Genomic DNA, 20,193 nt, shown 5'->3' on the forward strand with positions numbered 1-20,193 from the left:
TTTACTGAAAAACGAAAAGACAACCAAGGCCGGCATCGCTACCAAACGCTTAAAAGCTGGCTGGAATGCCGACTATCTCGCCAAGGTCTTGGGCTTGCCGACCTGATGCTTCATGCAATCGCCCTGGCGCCCGGGCCTTTGCGTTACACTGTTCGCCACATTTCATCGGGATCGAGACATGGGCGAACAGACACTGGCGGAGCAACATCTGGCCAAAGGCCAGCAACTGCAGCAGCAAGGCAAGTTGATCGAAGCGATCAATGCCTACCAGGCTGCCTATAAACTGGACCCGGCCCTGGCGCAAGCCCAGCATTTCCAGGGACTGGCGATGCTGGAGCTGGGCCAGGGCGCCATCGGCCTGGGCCTGTTAAAACGCTCACTCAAGCAGCAGCCGGACAATGCCTTGTTCCACTACAACCTCGGCAATGTGCTGCGCGACACGGATAGCGAGGCGGCGCTGGCCAGCTATGCCACGGCAGCGCGGCTGGCGCCGCACGAGCACGATTTCGCGATTCTACATGCGGAATTGCTGCTGGGAAAACAGCGGCTGATGGAGACCATCGCCGAACTGGAACGGGCCCATGCCCTGCGCCCGCAGCGCTGGCAAACCCTGCAGGGCCTGGCCGAACTGTATTACCGCACGGGACAGCAGGATCTGGCGCTGGCCCGCTACGCGCAAGCCCTGGCGTTGCATCCGGCGCTGGCGCAAACGTGCCGCATCGGCTTTGCCAATCCGCAAGCGGAACAGGCAGAAACGCTGACACCGATCAACGTCGCGCCAGCGCTACAAGACTTCCTGCGCGAAACGGATTTGCACATCCTTGACGATTTCCTGCCCGACCCCAGCGCCTGGCGCGCCCAGGCGCTGGCGTTGCCATTCGAGCAGCAGCGCTATGCGGGACAGAACTACCCGGGCAGCCAGACGGCCGGCCAGCCCTGCCAGGCCATCATGGAGCGCATCGCCACGGCGCTGGGCCGCCCCATCCGTTTCATTTCGCCCGACAATGGCTCGTATCGCCTCAGCTATGCCGACGCCATGGCGCGCACGGATATCCATGTGGACAATGAGACGGGGAACAATTTCAATTTCTATGCGGGCGTGCTGTATTTGAACCCGTCCGAGCAGTGCCAGGGCGGCACCACCTTTTGGCGCCACCAGCCCAGCGGCTGGTACCGGCGCTTGCCCGAGGCGGACGTCAAGACGGGCGGCTACGCCAGCTTCAAGGATTTCCAGAAGCGCTGGCTGCCGAACAATAAAGTGCAGAAATTCAACGACTTACAGGCACAGCGCGACAGTTGGCAAGCGCTGCTGGAAGTACCCATGCGCCACAACCGATTGATCGTGTACAAGGGCCATTACTTTCACTCGATCAGCAAGGTGTTTGGCGACACGCCGGAGAATGGACGATTGGTGCAGCTGTTCTTTTTTGAAGTGCCGGACTAGTACATATCGGCAGCCGTCGCCCGTACAGCTTTTAGTAACATATCCGCGCCCGGCGACAGCAAATGATCCTGCTGGCGGATGATGCCAAACGCATCCATCTTGAACGGCAGCTCGATGGGCAAAATGCTCAGCACGTTCAACGATTCATAGTAATGGGCTACTTCCGTCGGCATCACATGCAGCGAATCCGTTTGCTGCAGCAAGGACGTGATCAGCAGCAAGGCGGTGGTGTCGACCACGTCGACGGGCGGCTCCAGGCTGGCGCGGCGGAACATCATGTCGAAGCGGTGGCGCAGGATGCTGCCTTGCGGCGGCAAGATCCACGGCTGGCCCGCCAGGTCTTTCAATTGCAGATTCTTGCGCGACAGCAGCGGGTGGCCATTGCGCGCCACGGCGCTGGCCGGCTCTTCCGTCAATTCCTCGTAGATGAGGCCGGCGCTGCTTTCCTTTTCCAGGATGCGCCCGATCATGAAATCGAGCGTGCCATGCTGCAGCATGTCCATCAGGGTATTGCTGTGCTCCAAATGCACGCCGATGCGCATCAGCGGCGCCTGCTGCTTGATGCGGGCAATCGCCCGCGGCAGCAAGGCCATGGCCGGCGTCATGATGACGCCCACCTCCACCTGACCCGTCAGGCCCGACTTCAGGGCGACGATGTCGTCATGCGCCAGCGACAGGCTCGTCAGGGCCATGCGCGCGTGGCGTATCATCGTTTCGCCGTAGATGGTCGGCTCCATGCCGCGCGGCAACCTGTCGAACAGGCGCACGTCCAGCATCTCTTCCAGGTCCTTGATTTGCTTGGACGCGGCCGGCTGCGTCATGTGCAATTCTTCCGCCGCGCGGTGGATGTTGCGCTGCTCATCCAAGGCGATCAACAGCAGCAATTGCCGCGTCTTCAGGCGGGCTCGCAAGAACCAATTGGGGTTGAGGGTATCCATGAATAAATCATATCATGATCGATATCAGTTTCTTGCTGATATCGATATTATTGATATCGGTATGTCTCCTTTTTGTACATGACGACGATGAAGCTCAGGATGCCTTGCAGGCAGCGCTGGGATTGGCTGCCGGGCCAGCCGTTTGGTGAATGAATTCGATACTGCCATCCGGCTTGTACTTCAGTTCTTCCACCGCCACGGAACGCCGGTATTCGCCGCCGCCGGGCAATTTGTCATTGTGATAGAAGATGTAGGACTTGCCGTTGAATTCGATGATGGCCTGGTGAATGGTTTTCACCAAGGCATTCTTGTCCATGATGGCGCCACGGAAATGCCACGGGCCCGTGGGCGTGGGCCCCGTCGAATATGCCGTTTCTTCCGGGAAATTGCGCGAGTACGACAGGTAATACGTGCCCGCATGCTGGTGCATATAGGCCGCTTCCGTGAACGCATCCATGCCGAAGGTCAGAATCGGGCCGTCCAGCTCCGTCATATTGGCTTTCAGCTTGGCGTATTTCAAGACCGTGTTGCCCCAGTAAATGTAGGCTTGGCCATCCGTATCGATGAACACGGCCGGGTCGATATCGTCCCACGGGATCGCCGTCTGCTTCGTCATGTCGTTCGTGATCAGGGCGCTGCCGCGCGCGTCGACGAAGGGCCCGGTCGGGCTGTCGGACACGGCCACGCCGATGGCCTTGCCGGCGATGGTCTTGTGGTCGACGGTCGAGTAAAAATAGTATTTATTACCGCGCTTGACGATGTCGCCGGCCCAGGCATCCTTGCCGGCCCAGGCGAAGGTGGAAAAGCGCACGGGCGAGCCGTGGTCCGTCCAGTTCGCCATGTCGCACGAGGAATACACGCGCCATTCGTTCATCCGATAATCCGTGTCGGTGGCGCTCGCTTCATCGTGGCCCACGTACAAATATACGCGGCCATTGTCGACCAGCGCGGCCGGATCGCCCGTGTAGATGTTTTTCACGATGGGGTTGGCCGCCTGCGCGCAAAATGGGGCGCAGGCGAGCGCCGCCGCCATGCCGATGGCTGCGGCAAGTGTGTGTTGCTTGAACATGTAATTAACTCCCGTTGGTATTTTTCTGGCCCATGGCCATCAGTCTTTGCACGACGCAAAAGACAAACAGCAGGCCGCCGATGACGATCTTGGTCCACCACGAGCTGAGCGTGCCGTCGAAGGCGATCAGGGTCTGGATGGTGCCCAGCACCAGCACGCCGGACAAAGCGCCCGCCACGTAGCCATAGCCGCCGCTGAGCAGGGTGCCGCCGATGACGACGGCGGCAATCGCATCGAGTTCCGTGCCTTGCGCATGCAAGCCATAGCCGGACAACATGTAAAACGCAAACAGCACGCCACCGAGCGAGGCGCAAAAGCCGCTGAAGGCATAGATCAGCACCTTGGTACGCCCCACGGGCAAACCCATCATCAGGGCCGACTGTTCGTTGCCGCCGATCGCATACACGGCGCGGCCGAACGGCGTGGCGTGCGCCAGCCAGATGGCCAGCAGCAAGGTCAGCACGGCAATGACCACGCCGGGCGAAACAAAACCGCCAAGAAATTGCAACTGCGTCTGCGACATGGCCACGAATAACGGGTCGGCGATGGTGATGGAATTGATGCTGATCAAGTAGCACAGTCCCCGCGCCAAAAACATGCCGGCCAGGGTGACGATGAAGGGCTGCAACTTGAAATAATGGATCAGCGCACCCATGCCGGCGCCAAACACGGTGCCCAGCGCCAGCACGGTGGCGATCACCAACAGCGGTGGCCAGTGCGCTACGTGCAGCAGCCAGGCGGCGATCATGGTCGACAGGGCCAGCACGGAGCCGACGGACAAATCGATGCCGCCGGAAACGATGACAAAGGTCATGCCGACGGCGATCACCAGCAAAAAGGCGTTATCGATCAACAGGTTAAAGATCACTTGCGTCGACAGCAGGCCCGGATAGGCGGCGCCACCCAGGCCCAGCATCACCACCAGCAGCAAAACGGTGACGAGCGAGGTGAAATATGGGGTATGCAGCAAGCCCTTCATGCTTTTCTCCGATGCAGCAATTGCTTGAATTGCGACGATTGCGACAGGCAGACGAGGAACACGACGACCGACTTGACGACCATGTTCACTTCCGGCGGCACGCCCAGCGAATAGATGGTGTAGGTCAGGGTCTGGATGATGAGCGCGCCTATCATGCTGCCCACGAGACTGAACTTGCCACCGGCCAAGGACGTGCCGCCCAGGGTCACGGCCAGGATGGCGTCCAGTTCCAGCATCAGGCCCGCGTTGTTGGCGTCCGCGCTCTTGATGTTCGAGCTGATCATCAGCCCCGACAAGCCCGCGCAGGCGGCGCAAAACACGTAGACGAAAAAGATCAGGGTCGCCGTCTTGATGCCCGCCAGGCGCGCGGCGACAGGATTGATGCCGACGGCCTGGATGAACAGGCCCAGCGCGGTTTTCCGCATCAGCACGGCAGTGATGATGAACACGGCCGCGACGAGGAACAGGGAAAAGGGCAAGCCGAACAGGTAGCCGCTGCCGATGAAGAAGTACGGCTGATAATAAACGGTAACGATCTGGCCATCCGTCAGCAATTGCGCCAGGCCACGCCCCGCCACCATCAATATCAAGGTCGCGACGATGGGCTGCAAGCCGAGGCCCGCCACCAGCACGCCGTTCCAGGCGCCGCACAGCAGGGCCGCGCCCAGGGCGGCCGCCAGGGCCCAGCCCATGGGGATATTGCTCACGTAAGTCGGCACGCCGTTGTCCATCACCATGGTGCCACCGATCAGCATGGCGGCCACGGTACCGGACAGGGCCACGACGGCACCCACGGAAATATCGATGCCGCGCGTGGCAATCACCAGGGTCATGCCCAGCGCCGCCAGCATCAGCGGCGCGGCGCGGTTGACGATGTCGATCACGCTGCCGTACAGATGGCCATCGCGCACTTCCAGGTGGAAAAAGCCGGGGATGGCAAAGAAATCGACCAGCAACAGCAGCAACAGCGCGGCCAGGGGCCGGCTCAAGGGGTGATGCAAGACGGTATTGCCCGTAAAGAAAGCCGGGCGCGCCAATGGCACGTTCGATGGTGTGGATAAACTCATGTGGCGTCTCCGGCAATCACTTGCAGCACGGAACTGTCATCGAGTTCGCCCCGCGCATAATCGCCGCAGGCCTTGCGGTCGCGCATGACGAGGATACGGTCGCTGCAGCGCAGCACTTCGGGCAATTCGGACGAGATGAACAAAATCGCCATGCCCTTGCGACACAGTTTGCTGACATAACTCATGATTTCCTGCTTGGCGCGCACGTCGATGCCGCGCGTGGGTTCATCTAAAATCAGCATGGCCGGCGACGTCACCAGCCAGCGCGCCAGCAAGGCTTTCTGTTGATTGCCGCCCGACAGGCTGCCGATCGGCGTTTCGATGCTGGCCGTCTTGATGCCGAGCGCCTTGACGTACTCGTCGGCCAGCGCCTGCTGGCGTTTGAAGGGGATGGCGCGCAGCAAGCCCGTGCGGGCCTGCAAGGCCAGGATAATGTTTTCGCGCACGGACAGCGATAAAATCGCCCCCTCGTGCTTGCGGTCTTCCGAGCAAAAACCGATATCTTGGGCAATTGCATCGCGCGGCACGTGGAAGTGGCGCGGCTGGCCCTGCATAGTGATAGCGCCGGAATCGGCCTTGTCGGCGCCAAACAGCAGCCGCGCCAGTTCCGTGCGACCAGACCCCAGCAAGCCGGCCAGACCCAGCAATTCACCCTGGCGGATGTGGAAATCCATGGGCAGCAAGGCGCCCTTGCGGCCCAGTCCCTGCGCTTCGAGCACATTCGGACCAAAGCTGGCCGCGCCCGCTTCTTGCGCCAGATCAAGCTCTTGCGCCACGGTGTCGGCCGCCACGCCGATCATCTTGTTCACCAGCGCCAGGTGCGACAGCTCGCTGCACGCGTATTCCCCTTCGCGCTCGCCATTGCGCATGACGGTGATGCGGTCGGAAATGGCATACGTCTGGTCGAGAAAGTGCGTCACAAAAAGAATCGCCATGCCCTGCTCGCGCAGGCGGCGCAGCACGGAAAACAGCAGATTGACTTCCGCCTCGTCCAGGCTGGACGTGGGTTCGTCGAGGATCAGCACGCGGGCCGAAATGTTCAGCGCGCGCGAGATGGCCACCATTTGCTGGATCGCCAGCGGAAAGCTGGACAATTGCGCCGTGACATCGATATCGATCTGCAATTGCTGCAGCAAGGCACGCGCCTGTTGCTGCATGGAACGCCAGTCTATGGGACCAAAACGCGTGCCGAAGCGGCGCGGATAGCGGCCGATAAAGATGTTTTCCGCCACCGACAGGTTCGGACACAGATTGACTTCCTGGTACACGGTGCTGATGCCCAGCGCCTGCGCGTCCGAGGTGGACGCGGGGGCGATAGGCTTGCCATCGAGCAAAATCTGGCCGCTGTCGGGCACATATACGCCCGTCAGCACCTTGATCAGCGTCGACTTTCCCGCGCCATTTTGTCCCATCAGGGTATGCACTTCGCCCGGATACAGGCGCAGGGCGACATCGCTGAGGGCTTTGACGCCGGGAAAGGATTTACTGATGCCGCGCAACTCCAGCAAGGGAGCTGGCGCGGCCGTGTGATGCGCTTGCGTCTTCATCATGCGGCAAGCTTAGTACTTACGGTTAGGAAATTCCTTGGCGGCCACCTCGGCAGGGAAAACGCCTTCCACCGTCGTGATGCGCGCTGGCACGGGTTTGCCGGCCACCACATCGCGGGCGATCGACATCAGTTGCGGGCCCAGCAGCGGGCTGCACTCGACGGTGACGTTCAGCTTGCCGGCGATCATGGCCTCGAATGCGCCTTTGACGCCATCGATCGAGATGATGATGATGTCTTTGCCCGGCTTCATGCCCGCTTCTTCGATGGCCTGGATGGCGCCGATGGCCATGTCGTCATTGTGCGCGTACAGCACGTTGATTTTCTTGCCTTCCGCCTTGAGGAACGCTTCCATCACTTCCTTGCCCTTGGCGCGCGTAAAGTCGCCCGTTTGCGAACGGATGATCTTCAGCTTGGGATTCTTGCCGATGACTTCCTGGAAGCCTTCCTTGCGGTCGATGGCCGGCGCGGAACCAACCGTGCCTTGCAATTCGACGATGTTGAGGGTGGCATCCGGGGTTTTCTTGGCGTAATCGAGCAGCCACTGGCCGGCGCGGCGGCCCTCTTCCACGAAATCGGAACCGATGAAGGTCACGTACAGCGATTTATCGGCCACATTGACGGCGCGGTCCGTCAGGATGACGGGAATCTTGGCGGCCTTGGCTTCGCGCAAGACGGTATCCCAGCCCGATTCCACCACGGGCGAGAAGGCGATCACATCGACCTTTTGCGCGATGAAGGAGCGCAGGGCCTTGACCTGGTTTTCCTGCTTCTGCTGCGCGTCGGCAAATTTCAAGGTGATGCCATCTTTCTTGGCAGCATCCTTGATGGAGACGGTATTGGCGGTGCGCCATTCGCTCTCGGCGCCCACCTGCGAAAAACCCATGACGAGGGGCTTGGTGGCGAAGGCGGAAGAAGTAGCGGACAGTGCCAGCAGCATGGCGCTGGCGAGGAGTGTGCGGCGGGTCAATTTCATTTTTGTCTCCAGTTTTTTTTGGAATACCATCACAGCCGGGTGCCGGATGGGCGGTTTTTTATGAACCCATGGTAGGAGAAAGCAACATAGCCATCCAATCAATTCTTTTTCGCTTGCGATACCGATTTGCGTATCGGTAGGGGAAGTCTCCCCCTCCACCCTTCAGCGCAGCAGGCGCAGCCCGTACAGGCCGCCCGCCACAGAATCCTTGCCGGCGACAAATTTCACCGTCAGCTTGCCGTTGGCCGCTTTGACCAGTTCGGCAGGCAGGGGCACGTCCTGCGTATGCAGTTCCTGCGGCGCATCGGCCGTCACGGCGACCTTGGCAACTGTCGTGCCATTCACCAGCACGTCAAACACGCGCCCCGCATCCAGGGTGGACAGGGTCAGGCGCAAGGTTGCCACTACACCTTGCGGGTCGCTCAGCGCATATCTGAACCAGCCTGTTGCATGGCGCCAGTGCCTGCCCTTGTGGATGCCGTTTTCTCCGCCCTCGGCCTGGAAGTTGTGGTCGGACTCGGGCTGTTGTTGCCCGGGCGCCACCTGGTCAATGGTTTGCGCATCGAGGGCCAGGCGCTGCGCCTCGGCCTGGCGCGTGCTTTGCTGCAGCGGCGATCCATGCGGTTTTTTTCATGGCGGCCCTCTAGCGTTGAACGGCCGGCAACTGATGACTCTGATAACGATTCAAGTCGCGCGGGTCCACGTGCGGCCAGCCCTCCTTGTCCCACGTCATGGGCAAGATCTTGAGCTTCTGCAAGTAGTTGTCCGCCGTCTCATACGCGTGCAGCACCAGGTAATCCTTGCCGTCGAAGCTGTAGGCGCTGTTGTGGCCCAGGCCTTGCCAATCCTTGTCGCCTTTCAAGACCACCGTGCCGCCACCCTGCGCCATGTCGCGCCCATCCTTGTCCAGGTAGGGCCCCGTGACGCTGCTGGAGCGTCCCACGGCCAGGTGATAGCTGCTTTTCTCCTTCTGGCAGCACAAGCCCCAGGAAACGAAGAGGAAGTAATCCTTGCCGTGCTGGAAGATGAATGGCGCCTCGATTTCCTCGGGCGCGGGCTTGAATTCGCCCGCGCGTGGCGGCAGCGGCACCCGGCGCGCCAGCGAATGCCACTCTTGCGGTTCCGCAATAGTTTTCCAGTCCGCATTGAGTTTCACCAACTTGATGCCATTCCAGAACGAGCCGAAGGCCATCCATGGCGTGCCGGCGGCATCGGTGATGATGTTCGAGTCGATGGCATTCCACTCGTCGCGCTCGGGCACCGATTGCAACAGCATGCCCTGGTCGACCCAGCGGTAGTCGGGCGAACGGGGATTCAAGGTTTTGTTGACAGTCACGCCGATGCCCGAGGTGTTCTTGCCGAAGCCGGACACCGAGTAGTACAGGTAATATTTGCCGTCGTGAAATTGCACGTCGGGCGCCCAGATATGGTCGTCAAACGATGGCGCGGCCGTTTTGGCCCAGCTAGGCTGGCCCGCGAAGACGCGCCCTTCGGGCTGCCAGTCGAGCATGTTTTTCGAACTGTAAAAGGTGATACCAGGGCCCGTGCTGTACAGATAATACGTGTCGCCTTCCTTCGCCATCACGGGGTCGTGCACGCTCACTTGCGCGGCATGGCAGGACAGCGCCAGCAAGGTAGCGGTAACAGCGGCCAGGCCGCGCTTGAGCGTTTGCATCATTGTTTTCCTTTGACTTTTACTTGTTAGTTGCCCGTGCGGGCGCCCCACAGCGACACGCCATCGGCGGACTGCGCCGTGAACGTGACGACAAAGGCATTGGCATTGCCATTCCACTGGCGCGACAGCACGCCATGGAACAGGCCGCCGGACGCCAGGGTCATGGCAATCAGATTGTTGCCCTGGTGTATCCACGTGCCTCCTTGCGCGCCCGTGATCGTGCCGTCCGCCAGCAAATTGATGGATTGCGACAGCTTGAGCGTCGTGGAAATATCCTTGCCATGATTGACCAGTTGATAACTTCCCGCCACGTCCGCTGCCGCCACCTGCGCCGCCAGCGCGGTGACGCTGCGACTCAATGGCACGTAACGAAATGGCGCCGCCACCAGCCAGCCATCGCCAGTCATGAACAGTTCGTGCACGCGGATCTCGTGCAACTCGCCCGTGTTCGGGAAGCGCGTATGGAAGATCAGGAAATACTGCTGCGTGGCGGCATCGTATACCGCCGAATTGTGTCCTGGCGACACATATCCCAGCGGCGTTCCCGTCTCGCCAGCGGCCAGCGCGAATTGATGGTTGCCCATCAGCTTCTGGCCGAAGGGCGCGATGGAAGCGTCGTCGAACAGAGGCAAGGCGGGGTTGGACTTGACCTGGCGCATATCGTTGCCCTTGCCATCCAGGTAAGGGCCGTCCGGGTTGCGCGAACGGGCCACGCGCATATTGTAGGCGCCGTTGGCGTCCAGGCCGCCAAATGACGTAAACAGGTAGTAATACTGCGTTTGCGGGCTGTACAGCACGTAGGCGCCTTCGATGCGGCTATGGTTGCCGCCGATCACATGCTTGCCATAGCCCTGCCCCGCGACAGGCAAGCCCGTGGCCGGGTCCATGGCCAGGATGAAGATGCCGCCTGAATACGAGCCGTAGATCATCCACAGCTTGCCCGTGGCATCGCGGAAGGTGTTCGGGTCGACCACGTTCGGTTGCGTCAGCGCATCGTAGATAGTCACGCCATCTTCGCTGAGCTGGCCCCACATGCCCGATTTCAGGAAAATATTTTGATTGACGTATGGGCCTTCCACCGTGTCCGCCAGGGCCAGCCCCATGGCGGAACGGGGCGAATCGCCCTTGCAGCTGTTGTAATACATGGCGAACTTGCCATTGTCGAGCGCGCTCACGTCGGGCGCCCACAGGCCCGTCACTTGCGACCAGGCAAAGGTGTCAGCCAGGCTCGTGACGACATTGTTGAACAGGGGGTTGCTGGCATTGACGCCGTCGGCCATCTTCGTCCAGTTCATCAAGTCGGTGGATTTGGCGGCCGCCAGATGCGAGCCGAACACATAATAGGTGCCGGCCACCTTGATGACGGAGGGGTCATGCACGGAGGCATTGCTAAAAGTGATGGCGCCTCGTACTGGTGGAACGACAGCGGGAGGGACGACCGGCGGCACCACGGGCGGCGTGACGGAGACGACGGGTGCGCTAGCGGAACCGCCCCCGCCACAGGCGGCCAGGGCCATGGCGCTACCGAGCGCCAGCACAGCTTCTCTTCTGTTCATGGAATACTTTCTCTACAACGTGCAGCACGATGAGACTGGCCGGCGCGGGAATCGCTTCGCGCACCGGCACAGAGCAGACAGCAGTAAGCCGGGCGTTTATTCGACGGCGACCACCACCACGGCCTTGGCCGGCACCGACACGGTCAGCTTGCCGCCTTGCGCCTTGGCATTGAACGCCACGGGTTGCACGGCTTGCGGTTGCGCAAAGCTGTTGACGGCATCCATCTTGCCTGCGGTCAGCACGCGGCCATTCACGGCTGTCACTTTTTGACCTGCCAGCGCCACACTCACGTCGACGGCCTTGTTCGGGTTGGTGTTGACCAACGACAAATACACCTTGCCATCCTTGGCGCGCGCGGCCGAGGCACTCACTTCTGGAATGCTGACCTTGCCCAGGCTGTACTTGCCATTGCCGCTAATGGCGACCGGCAGGGACGTGGCGTCCTGGAACGGCACGTACATCTGGAACGCGTGGTAGGTCGGCGTGAGGAAATAGCGCTCCTTGTCCGTGATAATCATCGCCTGCAGCACGTTGACCATTTGCGCGATATTCGTCATGCGCACGCGGTCCGCATGGGCATGGAAAATATTGAAGTTCAGGGCTGCCACCAGGGCGTCGCGCAAGCTGTTTTGCTGGAACAAAAAGCCCGTGTTGGTGCCCGGCTCCACGTCATACCAGGTGCCCCACTCATCGACGTACAACCCCGTCTTTTTCGAGGGATCGTTCTTGTCGATGGCGGCGATATTGTTCTTGATCAAACTATCGATGCGCAGGGTGCGGCTCAGGGTGGAAATCCATTCATTTTCGCCAAAACCCGTGGCTGCGCCCTTCTTTTCCCAGATACCGGTCGGCACCGTGTAGTAGTGGAAACTGATGGCGTCCATCATGTTCGGCTTGATTTCGCGGCTCAGGGTGCCGGACCAGCTGATGTCGTCGTCATTGCCGCCGCTGGCGATGAATTTCGGGCGCGCGCTTTCCGGCGTCTTCATGAAGGTGTGATAGTGCTTGTACAGGTCGGCGTAGTACTGCGGGCGCATATTGCCGCCGCAACCCCAGGCTTCATTGCCGATGCCAAAGTAATCGACTTTATACGGCTGGGCGCGGCCATTCTTGCGGCGCAGCTCGGCCAACGTCGACTTGCTATCCGAGGTCATGTATTCGAGCCACTCGGACATTTCCTGCGGCGTGCCGGAACCGAGGTTGCCGTTGATATAGGTCTGCGCACCCAGCAATTCAGCCAGGTCGAAGAATTCATGCGTGCCGACGGCGTTCGACTCTTCCACGCCACCCCAGTTGGTATTGACCTTGGTGGGGCGCTTCTCGCGCGCGCCGATGCCATCCTTCCAGTGGTATTCATCGGCAAAGCAACCGCCCGGCCAGCGGACCAGGGGCACGTGCAACTGTTTCAGCGCGCCCAGCACGTCATTGCGCCAGCCCTTGGTGTTCGGGATCGGCGAGTCCGGCCCCACCCACATGCCTTCGTAGATGCCCGTGCCCAGATGCTCGGCGAACTGACCGTAGACGTTCTTGTTGATCACGGGACCGGGCTTGGCCACGTCGATGGTGACGCTGACGGGCGCGGCAAAGGCGCTGCCGACGGCCATGGCCAGGCTGAGGGCCACGATGCTGGTGTTGATGAATTTCATGCTGTCTCCTGTTGTTTTAATTGAAAATGGCGACGAAGCCGCCATGCGGCTTGATCGTGATGACGGCCTTGCCTGCCGAAATTTCTTGCTGGCTGAATGCGCGCTCGTCGGCGCCGTCCGTGATCAGGGCGCCGCGCTTGCCTTCGAGGAAGGAAAAATCCACGCTGAAGGTCTGTGCAGTGGCTTGCGCATTGATGCCGGCCACATACCAGCGCTCGCCAGACTGACGCGCCAGCATCAGATACTTGCCCGGCACGCCATCGATGAAACGGCTGTCATCCCAGCTGCGCGGCAGTTCCTGCAGGAAGGTTTTGACATACGGGGGAACGCTGGCCATGCCGGCGGGAATCTCGGCAAAGTTCTGCACGCCGGACAAAAACAGCACGGGCAGCGCCAATTCAAAGCCGTTGCGCGTGGCGCGGCGGATGTTGGGCACGTCGCCAAACACCATCGGCGTGAAATCCATGGGGTCAAACAGATTGCGGGCGAACGGCAGCATGGCCGCGTGCGCTGGAATGGCATCCTGGTCGCGCTGCTCGAAGGTGGTGAACTCCAGTCCCTTGACGGCTTCGGCCGTCATCAAATTCGGATAGGTGCGGGCCCAGCCCCGTGGCAAGGTGGCGCCGTGGAAATTGACCAGCAAGCCATGTTGCGCCGCATCGGTCAATATGCCTAAATAATAGGCAATCATCGACTGCCCATCGCCGGCAAAGAAATCGACCTTGATACCCTTGATGCCCATCTGCGCCAGGCGGGAAAACTCCGCGTCTCGCTGTGCATGGGTCAGCAGCTGGCCTTTCGGCGAATATGCCGTCTTGTTCCAGCTGCCTGACGAGTTGTACCAGAGGAACAGACCGACATTCTTGCTCGCTGCATACGCGGCCAGCTCCCCTATCTTGGCGTAGCCGATCTTGCGGTCCCAGTCCGCATCGACGAGTACGTAGTTCCAGCGCATGTCCGCCGCGTAATCGATGAAGTCCTTCTGCACGCCATACACGGTGGCGTCATCCTTCAGCAAGCCCCAGCTCCAGGCAGCGTGGCCGGGCAGTACCTTGGCAGTATCGAAGGCGATGGCGGGCGCGGCCAGATCCGTGCCCAGGGTCGTATCCATGACGGTGGCCAGGTTGCCGATGGCCAGCACGCGCCAAGGCGTGCGCAAACCCGGGGCAGCTTGCGCCAGCAAGGCGCCGCCGGGCGCCACTTCCGCCGCCATCGGCGTGCCGATGCGGTACACGCCGCCGGGGGACTTCGCCTGCAGGCGCGAAGCGTGGAAGCTGCCATCCATGCCCGCCTCCGTCCGCGCCACCCAGGTATTTCCCGTCTGGAACAGAGCCGGAAAGACCCAGCCGGCCGCCAGCGGCGATGGCGTGCCAACGGCGATATCCATGCGGTAATGTTCTTCGTAGGCGGGATGCGTGTTCATCCAGCCCGTCTGCGCCACCTGCATCGGCTGCAGCCAGGCCCGCGTGGCGGGCGCAAAGCTGAACGACGTGCTTTCGTGCAACATTTTGCCCGCCGAGCTTGGCACCTGGCCCAGCACATAGCGAAAAGCCACGCCATCGTTGGAGACGCGAAACACCACGTCCATGGCTTGCCCCCGCGCATTGCGCACCGTGAACGTCTGTTCATTGGCCGTGTAATCGATGACACGGCGCTTGCCCGTGGCCATCGTGTAGCGCTCGGCAACAGAGGTGATGGGGGAAGCTGCGCCCAGGGTCAGTTTGCGCGACAGGTCCAGGCCGGAAAATTCCAGACCCAAAGTTGATGGCAAGATAAGCGGCACGCCACTGCGCGAGACGCTGTAGTCGATGCTGCCGGCAGGACCAGCAACAATCTTGACCTGCAAGGTAGCGTCAGGACTGCTCAACGGCTGCGGAACTTGCGCACTGGCGACGGTGGCAAAAACGAAGGCGACGCTGCAAACAAGAGGTTTCATCTTCAATGTCCGGATGTGGCGATGCCTCTCCTGCCGCGGGGTTGGGGCGGCAAGAGGGGTGCTTCAAGATCGGAGGTGCCGGTCAGTGCCGGCGCGAATAGACGACGCGGGAGCGCTTACACCCAGCCTGCATCCACGATGAACTCTTGACTGGAGCACATCGCGCCGTCGTCCGATGCAAGGAACAGCACCATGGCGGCGATGTCCTGTGGCATCAGCTTGCTCGGCAGGCACTGGCTTTTCTTGATTTCCACTTCCGCCGCCTCGTCGACCCACAGCTCGATCTGGCGCTGCGTCATGACCCAGCCGGGCGTGACCGTGTTGACGCGGATATTGTGGGCGCCATAGTCGCGCGCCAGGCCCCGCGTCAGGCCCACGACGGCCGCCTTGGTGGTGGCATACACGGGGTAGCCGCCCGACTTCATGTGCCAGGAAATCGAGCTGACGTTGATGATGGAACCGCCACCCTTGCGCTTCATGCCCTCGAAGACGGCCTGGCAGGTGAAGAACATGGGACGTTGATTGATCGCAATGCGCTCGTTCCAGTATTCCAGTGTGACGTCCTGCGCCTGGTGGCGCTGGTCATTGGCCGCATTGTTGACAAGGATGTCGAAGTCGCCCAGCTTCTCCGCCAGTTCGGCCATGACGGCTTGCAAGGATGCAATATCCGTGATGTCGCAATGGCGGAACAAGGGCGCCGTCCAGCCCGCTTCTGCCAGGCGGCGGCACAGGGCCTCGCTCGCTTCCACGGCGATATCGACAAACGCCACCAGCGCGCCCTGGGCGGCAAATTCCGCCACCAGCGATTCGCCGATGCCGCTGCCGCCACCCGTGATGAACACGCGCTTGCCCTGCAAGCTGCCATATGTCGCCAATTGCTTCATCTTGTCTCCACCTGTGTATTTTTTATTATGATTAAAGTTTGCCCAGCACGCCATCGTGCCGGCGCCAGATCCCCAGCGGATTATCATCGCGCAGCGACTCCGGCAGCAAGTCCTGCGGCAGGTTCTGGTAAGAGACGGGACGCAGGAAGCGGTTGATGGCCGCCGTGCCCACCGAGGTGCTGCGGCCATCCGAGGTGGCGGGGAACGGGCCGCCGTGCACCATGGCCGTCGACACTTCCACGCCCGTCGGGAAACCGTTGGCCAGGATGCGGCCCACGCGGCGTTCCAGCACGGGCAGCAAACGACGCGCCTCAATCAGGTCGCCCGCATCCATTTGCAGGGTGGCCGTCAGCTGGCCTTCCAGGCTTTCCGTAATCGCCAGCAATTGCTCGATGTCGCGGCACGCCACCAGCAAGGAGGCGGGGCCGAAGACTTCATCGCGCAAGTCCTGCTTGGCCAAAAACGCCTCGCCCGAAGTGACAAACAGGGCGGCAGCGCCCTTGCCTTCGTCACCCGTATTTTGCACCAGCGGCGTCACGTCGGCGTGCTGCGCCAGCGCGGCGACGCCCTTGGCATAGCTGCTGGCGATGCCAGCCGTCAACATGGTGGCGGCCGGCGCCGGCGCCAGCGCTTCGGCAGCGGCGGCAGCAAAGGCCGTGAAGTCAGCCCCTTCCAGGCCCAGCACCAGGCCGGGATTGGTGCAGAACTGGCCCACGCCCATCGTCAGCGAGGCGGCAAAACCGCTGGCGATCGCCGCGCCACGGGCGGCCAGCGCTTGCGGCAGCACAAACACGGGGTTGATGCTGCTCATTTCAGCATAGACGGGTATCGGTTGCGCACGTTCTGCCGCCACCTTCATCAGGGCGATGCCGCCCGAACGCGAACCCGTGAAACCGACAGCCTGGATGGCCGGATGCGCCACCAAAGTCTGGCCGATGCCATTGCCCGTGCCTGTCAGCAAGGCGAATACGCCGGCCGGTAGCTGGCAAATCTCGATGGCTTTGACGATGGCGCGCGCCACCAGTTCCGACGTGCCCGGATGGGCCGAGTGGGCTTTCAAGACGACGGGGCAGCCGGCGGCCAGGGCCGAGGCCGTATCGCCGCCAGCCACGGAAAAGGCCAGCGGGAAGTTGCTGGCCGCAAACACGGCGACGGGACCCAGGCCGATCATGCGCAAGCGCAAGTCAGGACGCGGCGGCACGCGCTCAGGCAGCGCGCTGTCGATGCGCGCATCGGTCCACGATCCTTCGCGCAGCAGGCCGGCGAACAGTTTCAATTGGCCCACGGTGCGGCCGCGTTCGCCTTCCAGGCGCGCGCGCGGCAAGCCGCTTTCCGTCATGGCGCGCACGATCAGCGCGTCGCCCAGTTCGCCGATTTGCGCGGCAATGGTATCGAGGAAGTCGGCGCGCTGCGCATCCGTGGTGGTGCGGAACGGGTCGAACGCCGCTTGCGCCGCACGGCACGCTGCGTCGATTTGCGCGGCGTCCACCATGTGAAAAGCTGGCGCGATGTGCGCGCGCGCAGCCGGATCCCAGGCTTCGAAGGAGCCGCCATTGCCCTTGACGGCAACGCCGCCGATCAATGCATCACCGCTGATATTGAAGCTCATAATGTACTCACTTTCGCAAATTCGGTTGGGAAGACGTCGAGGCGGTTGCGCAAGGCAGGGCCAAAGGCCGGCGCTTCGATTTCAAAGGTTTCGCCCGGCGCCACGCTCACGCCATCGGCAAAGCTCAAGGTGGCCGTGCCAAAGAAATGCACGTGCACGTCGCCAGGGCGCTTGAACAGCGGGTATTTGAAGTGATGGTGTTCCAGGTTGGCAATCGTGTGCGACATATTGTCTTCGCCGCTGACGAACGCTTTTTCCCAGCGCACATTGCCGGCCGTGTCGAGCACGCGCGAGGCGCCAGCGATGTGCGCGGGCAATTCGCCCACCAGCAAGGCCGGACCCACGCTGCACATGCGCAACTTCGAATGGGCCAGGTACAGATAATTCTGGCGTTCCGTGATGTGGTCCGAAAATTCATTGCCGATGGCGTAGCCGACACGGTAAGGCTGGCCGTCGTCGCCGATCACGTACAGGCCGGCGATTTCCGGCTCTTCGCCGCCATCGAGGGCAAAGTCCGGCATGCGCAGCGGCTGGCCGCTGGCGCGCACGATGGAACCGTCGCCCTTGTAAAACCATTCTGGCTGGGCGCCGGCCGTGCCGTCGGCAGGCTTGCCGCCTTCCACACCCAGGCGGAACATTTTCATCGAGTCGCTCAGGGATTGCGCGTCGCCGCCGATCTTCTTGTGCATGGCGTCGCGCGCGCCGGCGCTGCCCAGATGGGTCAGGCCCGTCCCCGTCACGTAGCAGTGCGCTTCGTCGGCGTGGTCGAGCGGCGCCAGCAGGCGGCCGCTGGCAGCCACGTCTGCATACAAGTGCGTGGTATTGCCGACGGTGGCATTGACCAGCTCGGCCAGGTTGACCTTCTTGCGGATGGCGTCTTGCGCCAGCGCATACGTCGTGTTGTAGCCTTCGATGACGCGGATCTGGTCGTCTTGCAGCAGGCCGACCAGGCGGCCGCCATGTTCATTCGTAAATTGCAGCAACAGCATGATTCTCTCCGCTTAATGTGAGTGGCGCGGCACGGCGGAACCGCGATTGCCGACCAGGAAGTCGAAATCGCAGCCTTCGTCGGCCTGCAACACGTGTTCGATGTACAGCTGCTGGTAGCCGCTCTTCGGCCCAGGTGCACTGCCCAGCTCACGCTTCGCCAGGCGCTCGGCGATTTCCGCGTCGCTGATGTCGATGTTCAGGCTGCCGGCGTGGCAATCGAGGGCGATCATGTCGCCATCCCTGACGATGCCCAGCGGGCCGCCTGCCATGGCTTCCGGCGCCACGTGCAGCACGACGGTGCCATAGGCCGTGCCGCTCATGCGCGCGTCCGAGATGCGCACCATGTCGGTGATGCCTTGCGCCAGCAGTTTCGGCGGCAAGCCCATATTGCCCACTTCGGCCATGCCCGGATAACCTTTCGGGCCGCAATTTTTCATCACCAGCACGGAATCGGCATCGACATCGAGGTCCGGATCAAGGATGCGCGATTTGTAATGTTCAAAGTCTTCGAAGACAATGGCCTTGCCACGGTGCTGCATCAAATGCGGCGAGGCGGCCGACGGTTTCAGCACGGCGCCGCGTGGCGCCAGGTTGCCGCGCAGCACGCAGATACCGCCATCGGCCAGCAGCGGGTTGTCCAGGGTACGCACCACTTCATCGTTGTAGATGGGCGCTTCGACGCAGTTGTCCCACAGCGACTTGCCGTTAACGGTCAAGGCATTCTTGTGTGGCAACAAGTCGCCCTCGCCCAGGCGGCGTATCACGGCCGGCAAGCCGCCCGCGTAATAAAACTCTTCCATCAGGAAACGGCCCGAGGGCAGCAAGTCGACGATGGTCGGCGTGCCACGGCCCACACGGGTCCAGTCTTCCAGCTCCAGGGGCACGCCGATGCGCCCGGCAATCGCCTTCAGGTGGATCACGGCGTTGGTGGAACCACCGATGGCGGCATTGACCTTGATGGCGTTTTCAAACGCCTCGCGCGTCAGCACTTTCGACAGGCGCAGGTCTTCGTGCACCATTTCGACGATGCGGATGCCCGACATGTGCGCCAGTACGTAGCGGCGCGAATCGACGGCGGGAATGGCCGCGTTGTGCGGCAAGGACGTGCCCAGCGCTTCCGCCATGCTGGCCATGGTCGAGGCAGTGCCCATAGTGTTGCAGGTACCGGCCGAGCGCGACATGCCCGATTCGGCCGACATGAACTGGTGCAAGGTGATGGAACCGGCCTTCATCTGCTCGTGCAGCTGCCAGACGGCAGTGCCGGAACCGATGTCCTTGCCGTTGAGCTTGCCGTTCAGCATGGGGCCGCCGCTGACGACGATGGTGGGAATGTCGACGCTGGCAGCGCCCATCAGCAGCGCTGGCGTGGTCTTGTCGCAGCCGACCAGCAGCACGACGGCGTCCATCGGGTTGCCGCGGATCGATTCTTCCACGTCCATCGAGGCCAGGTTGCGCGTCAGCATGGCGGTGGGGCGCAGATTCGATTCGCCGTTCGAGAAGACAGGGAATTCCACAGGGAAACCGCCCGCTTCCAGGATGCCGCGCTTGACGTGTTCGGCCAGTTGGCGGAAATGCGCATTGCAAGGGGTCAGTTCGGACCAGGTATTGCAAATGCCGATGATGGGCTTGCCGTGAAACTCGTGGTCAGGTATGCCCTGGTTTTTCATCCAGCTGCGGTACATGAAGCCATTCTTGTCCTGCGAGCCGAACCACTCGGCAGAGCGCAGGGCTACCTTCTTTTTTGTCTCAGACATGCCATTCTCCTGGTTGTGCCATGCCGGATCTAATGTCGTCGGCCCGGGCAGCGATGTTGGAATACTAAAGAATCCTGCCATGCCTTTCCAATCAATTTTTAATGCGTTCCGATATCGAAAACG

At 61.6% G+C, this 20,193-nt stretch carries 16 protein-coding genes; 1 reads left to right on the top strand and 15 read right to left on the bottom strand.

What is annotated here, in order from left to right; all coding sequences use genetic code 11:
* The first annotated feature begins 178 nt into the window (after positions 1-178).
* Complete coding sequence (locus CSZ94_RS22340) at positions 179-1,444, top strand: DUF6445 family protein (RefSeq protein WP_102123535.1); 1,266 nt, start codon at positions 179-181, stop codon at positions 1,442-1,444.
* On the opposite strand, the gene CSZ94_RS22345 is transcribed toward CSZ94_RS22340, so the two are convergent.
* The 15 genes from CSZ94_RS22345 to CSZ94_RS22415 all read right to left on the bottom strand — a co-directional run bounded on the left by CSZ94_RS22345 (position 1,441) and on the right by CSZ94_RS22415 (position 20,070).
* On the bottom strand, positions 1,441-2,382 hold the full coding sequence (locus tag CSZ94_RS22345) for a LysR family transcriptional regulator (RefSeq protein ID WP_102123536.1): 942 nt from the start codon (positions 2,380-2,382) through the stop codon (positions 1,441-1,443). The two genes, CSZ94_RS22340 and CSZ94_RS22345, sit on opposite strands and share 4 nt — an antisense overlap.
* Before the next feature lie 94 nt (positions 2,383-2,476).
* On the bottom strand, positions 2,477-3,451 hold the full coding sequence (locus CSZ94_RS22350; RefSeq protein ID WP_102123537.1) for a glycoside hydrolase family 43 protein: 975 nt from the start codon (positions 3,449-3,451) through the stop codon (positions 2,477-2,479).
* 4 nt (positions 3,452-3,455) lie between these two features.
* Positions 3,456-4,430, bottom strand: coding sequence for a galactofuranose ABC transporter, permease protein YjfF (yjfF, locus tag CSZ94_RS22355; protein ID WP_102123538.1), 975 nt, complete (start codon positions 4,428-4,430; stop codon positions 3,456-3,458).
* Positions 4,427-5,497, bottom strand: a complete 1,071-nt coding sequence (locus tag CSZ94_RS22360) for an ABC transporter permease (protein WP_102123539.1) — start codon at positions 5,495-5,497, stop codon at positions 4,427-4,429. Before CSZ94_RS22360 ends, yjfF begins: the two co-directional genes overlap by 4 nt.
* Positions 5,494-7,047, bottom strand: a complete 1,554-nt coding sequence (locus tag CSZ94_RS22365; RefSeq protein WP_258001145.1) for a sugar ABC transporter ATP-binding protein — start codon at positions 7,045-7,047, stop codon at positions 5,494-5,496. The genes CSZ94_RS22360 and CSZ94_RS22365 overlap by 4 nt, the downstream gene beginning before the upstream one ends.
* A 9-nt stretch (positions 7,048-7,056) precedes the next feature.
* Positions 7,057-8,019, bottom strand: coding sequence for an ABC transporter substrate-binding protein (locus tag CSZ94_RS22370; RefSeq protein ID WP_102123540.1), 963 nt, complete (start codon positions 8,017-8,019; stop codon positions 7,057-7,059).
* Positions 8,020-8,181: 162 nt separating this feature from the next.
* Positions 8,182-8,628 carry a DUF6805 domain-containing protein gene (locus CSZ94_RS22375; protein ID WP_308410594.1) on the bottom strand — a complete coding sequence of 149 codons (447 nt, stop codon included), beginning with the start codon at positions 8,626-8,628 and terminating at the stop codon, positions 8,182-8,184.
* 34 nt (positions 8,629-8,662) lie between these two features.
* Entirely contained in the window at positions 8,663-9,697 is a 1,035-nt protein-coding gene (locus CSZ94_RS22380) for an arabinan endo-1,5-alpha-L-arabinosidase (RefSeq protein ID WP_258001146.1), read from the bottom strand.
* Between the two features lie 23 nt (positions 9,698-9,720).
* Positions 9,721-11,250, bottom strand: coding sequence for a glycoside hydrolase family 43 protein (locus tag CSZ94_RS22385; RefSeq protein WP_258001147.1), 1,530 nt, complete (start codon positions 11,248-11,250; stop codon positions 9,721-9,723).
* A 96-nt stretch (positions 11,251-11,346) separates the two neighbouring features.
* A complete protein-coding gene (locus CSZ94_RS22390; RefSeq protein ID WP_102123543.1) occupies positions 11,347-12,897 on the bottom strand; it encodes an alpha-N-arabinofuranosidase in 1,551 nt (516 codons plus the stop codon).
* Positions 12,898-12,913: 16 nt separating this feature from the next.
* Positions 12,914-14,833, bottom strand: a complete 1,920-nt coding sequence (locus tag CSZ94_RS22395) for a glycoside hydrolase family 97 protein (protein WP_102123544.1) — start codon at positions 14,831-14,833, stop codon at positions 12,914-12,916.
* 116 nt (positions 14,834-14,949) lie between these two features.
* Positions 14,950-15,717 (bottom strand): SDR family NAD(P)-dependent oxidoreductase, encoded by a 768-nt coding sequence (locus CSZ94_RS22400; protein WP_102123545.1) that lies wholly within the window; start codon positions 15,715-15,717, stop codon positions 14,950-14,952.
* A gap of 31 nt (positions 15,718-15,748) precedes the next feature.
* Positions 15,749-17,326, bottom strand: a complete 1,578-nt coding sequence (locus CSZ94_RS22405; protein ID WP_102123546.1) for an aldehyde dehydrogenase (NADP(+)) — start codon at positions 17,324-17,326, stop codon at positions 15,749-15,751.
* On the bottom strand, positions 17,323-18,315 hold the full coding sequence (araD1, locus tag CSZ94_RS22410; protein WP_102123547.1) for an AraD1 family protein: 993 nt from the start codon (positions 18,313-18,315) through the stop codon (positions 17,323-17,325). The genes CSZ94_RS22405 and araD1 overlap by 4 nt, the downstream gene beginning before the upstream one ends.
* A 12-nt stretch (positions 18,316-18,327) precedes the next feature.
* The gene (locus tag CSZ94_RS22415; RefSeq protein WP_102123548.1) at positions 18,328-20,070 is read right to left on the bottom strand and encodes an IlvD/Edd family dehydratase; all 1,743 of its coding nucleotides are present in this window, start codon (positions 20,068-20,070) and stop codon (positions 18,328-18,330) included.
* Between the last annotated feature and the right edge of the window lie 123 nt (positions 20,071-20,193).

Source organism: Janthinobacterium sp. ROICE36, assembly GCF_002869965.1.
Taxonomy (GTDB): domain Bacteria; phylum Pseudomonadota; class Gammaproteobacteria; order Burkholderiales; family Burkholderiaceae_D; genus Janthinobacterium.

Bases quoted from the DNA above. Each gene is read 5' to 3' on its own strand.
- CSZ94_RS22340 (WP_102123535.1), top strand. From the start codon at position 179: ATGGGCGAACAGACACTGGCGGAGCAACATCTGGCCAAAGGCCAGCAA.
- CSZ94_RS22345 (WP_102123536.1), bottom strand. From the start codon at position 2,382: ATGGATACCCTCAACCCCAATTGGTTCTTGCGAGCCCGCCTGAAGACG.
- CSZ94_RS22350 (WP_102123537.1), bottom strand. From the start codon at position 3,451: ATGTTCAAGCAACACACACTTGCCGCAGCCATCGGCATGGCGGCGGCG.
- yjfF (WP_102123538.1), bottom strand. From the start codon at position 4,430: ATGAAGGGCTTGCTGCATACCCCATATTTCACCTCGCTCGTCACCGTT.
- CSZ94_RS22360 (WP_102123539.1), bottom strand. From the start codon at position 5,497: ATGAGTTTATCCACACCATCGAACGTGCCATTGGCGCGCCCGGCTTTC.
- CSZ94_RS22365 (WP_258001145.1), bottom strand. From the start codon at position 7,047: ATGATGAAGACGCAAGCGCATCACACGGCCGCGCCAGCTCCCTTGCTG.
- CSZ94_RS22370 (WP_102123540.1), bottom strand. From the start codon at position 8,019: ATGAAATTGACCCGCCGCACACTCCTCGCCAGCGCCATGCTGCTGGCA.
- CSZ94_RS22380 (WP_258001146.1), bottom strand. From the start codon at position 9,697: ATGATGCAAACGCTCAAGCGCGGCCTGGCCGCTGTTACCGCTACCTTG.
- CSZ94_RS22385 (WP_258001147.1), bottom strand. From the start codon at position 11,250: ATGAACAGAAGAGAAGCTGTGCTGGCGCTCGGTAGCGCCATGGCCCTG.
- CSZ94_RS22390 (WP_102123543.1), bottom strand. From the start codon at position 12,897: ATGAAATTCATCAACACCAGCATCGTGGCCCTCAGCCTGGCCATGGCC.
- CSZ94_RS22395 (WP_102123544.1), bottom strand. From the start codon at position 14,833: ATGAAACCTCTTGTTTGCAGCGTCGCCTTCGTTTTTGCCACCGTCGCC.
- CSZ94_RS22400 (WP_102123545.1), bottom strand. From the start codon at position 15,717: ATGAAGCAATTGGCGACATATGGCAGCTTGCAGGGCAAGCGCGTGTTC.
- CSZ94_RS22405 (WP_102123546.1), bottom strand. From the start codon at position 17,326: ATGAGCTTCAATATCAGCGGTGATGCATTGATCGGCGGCGTTGCCGTC.
- araD1 (WP_102123547.1), bottom strand. From the start codon at position 18,315: ATGCTGTTGCTGCAATTTACGAATGAACATGGCGGCCGCCTGGTCGGC.
- CSZ94_RS22415 (WP_102123548.1), bottom strand. From the start codon at position 20,070: ATGTCTGAGACAAAAAAGAAGGTAGCCCTGCGCTCTGCCGAGTGGTTC.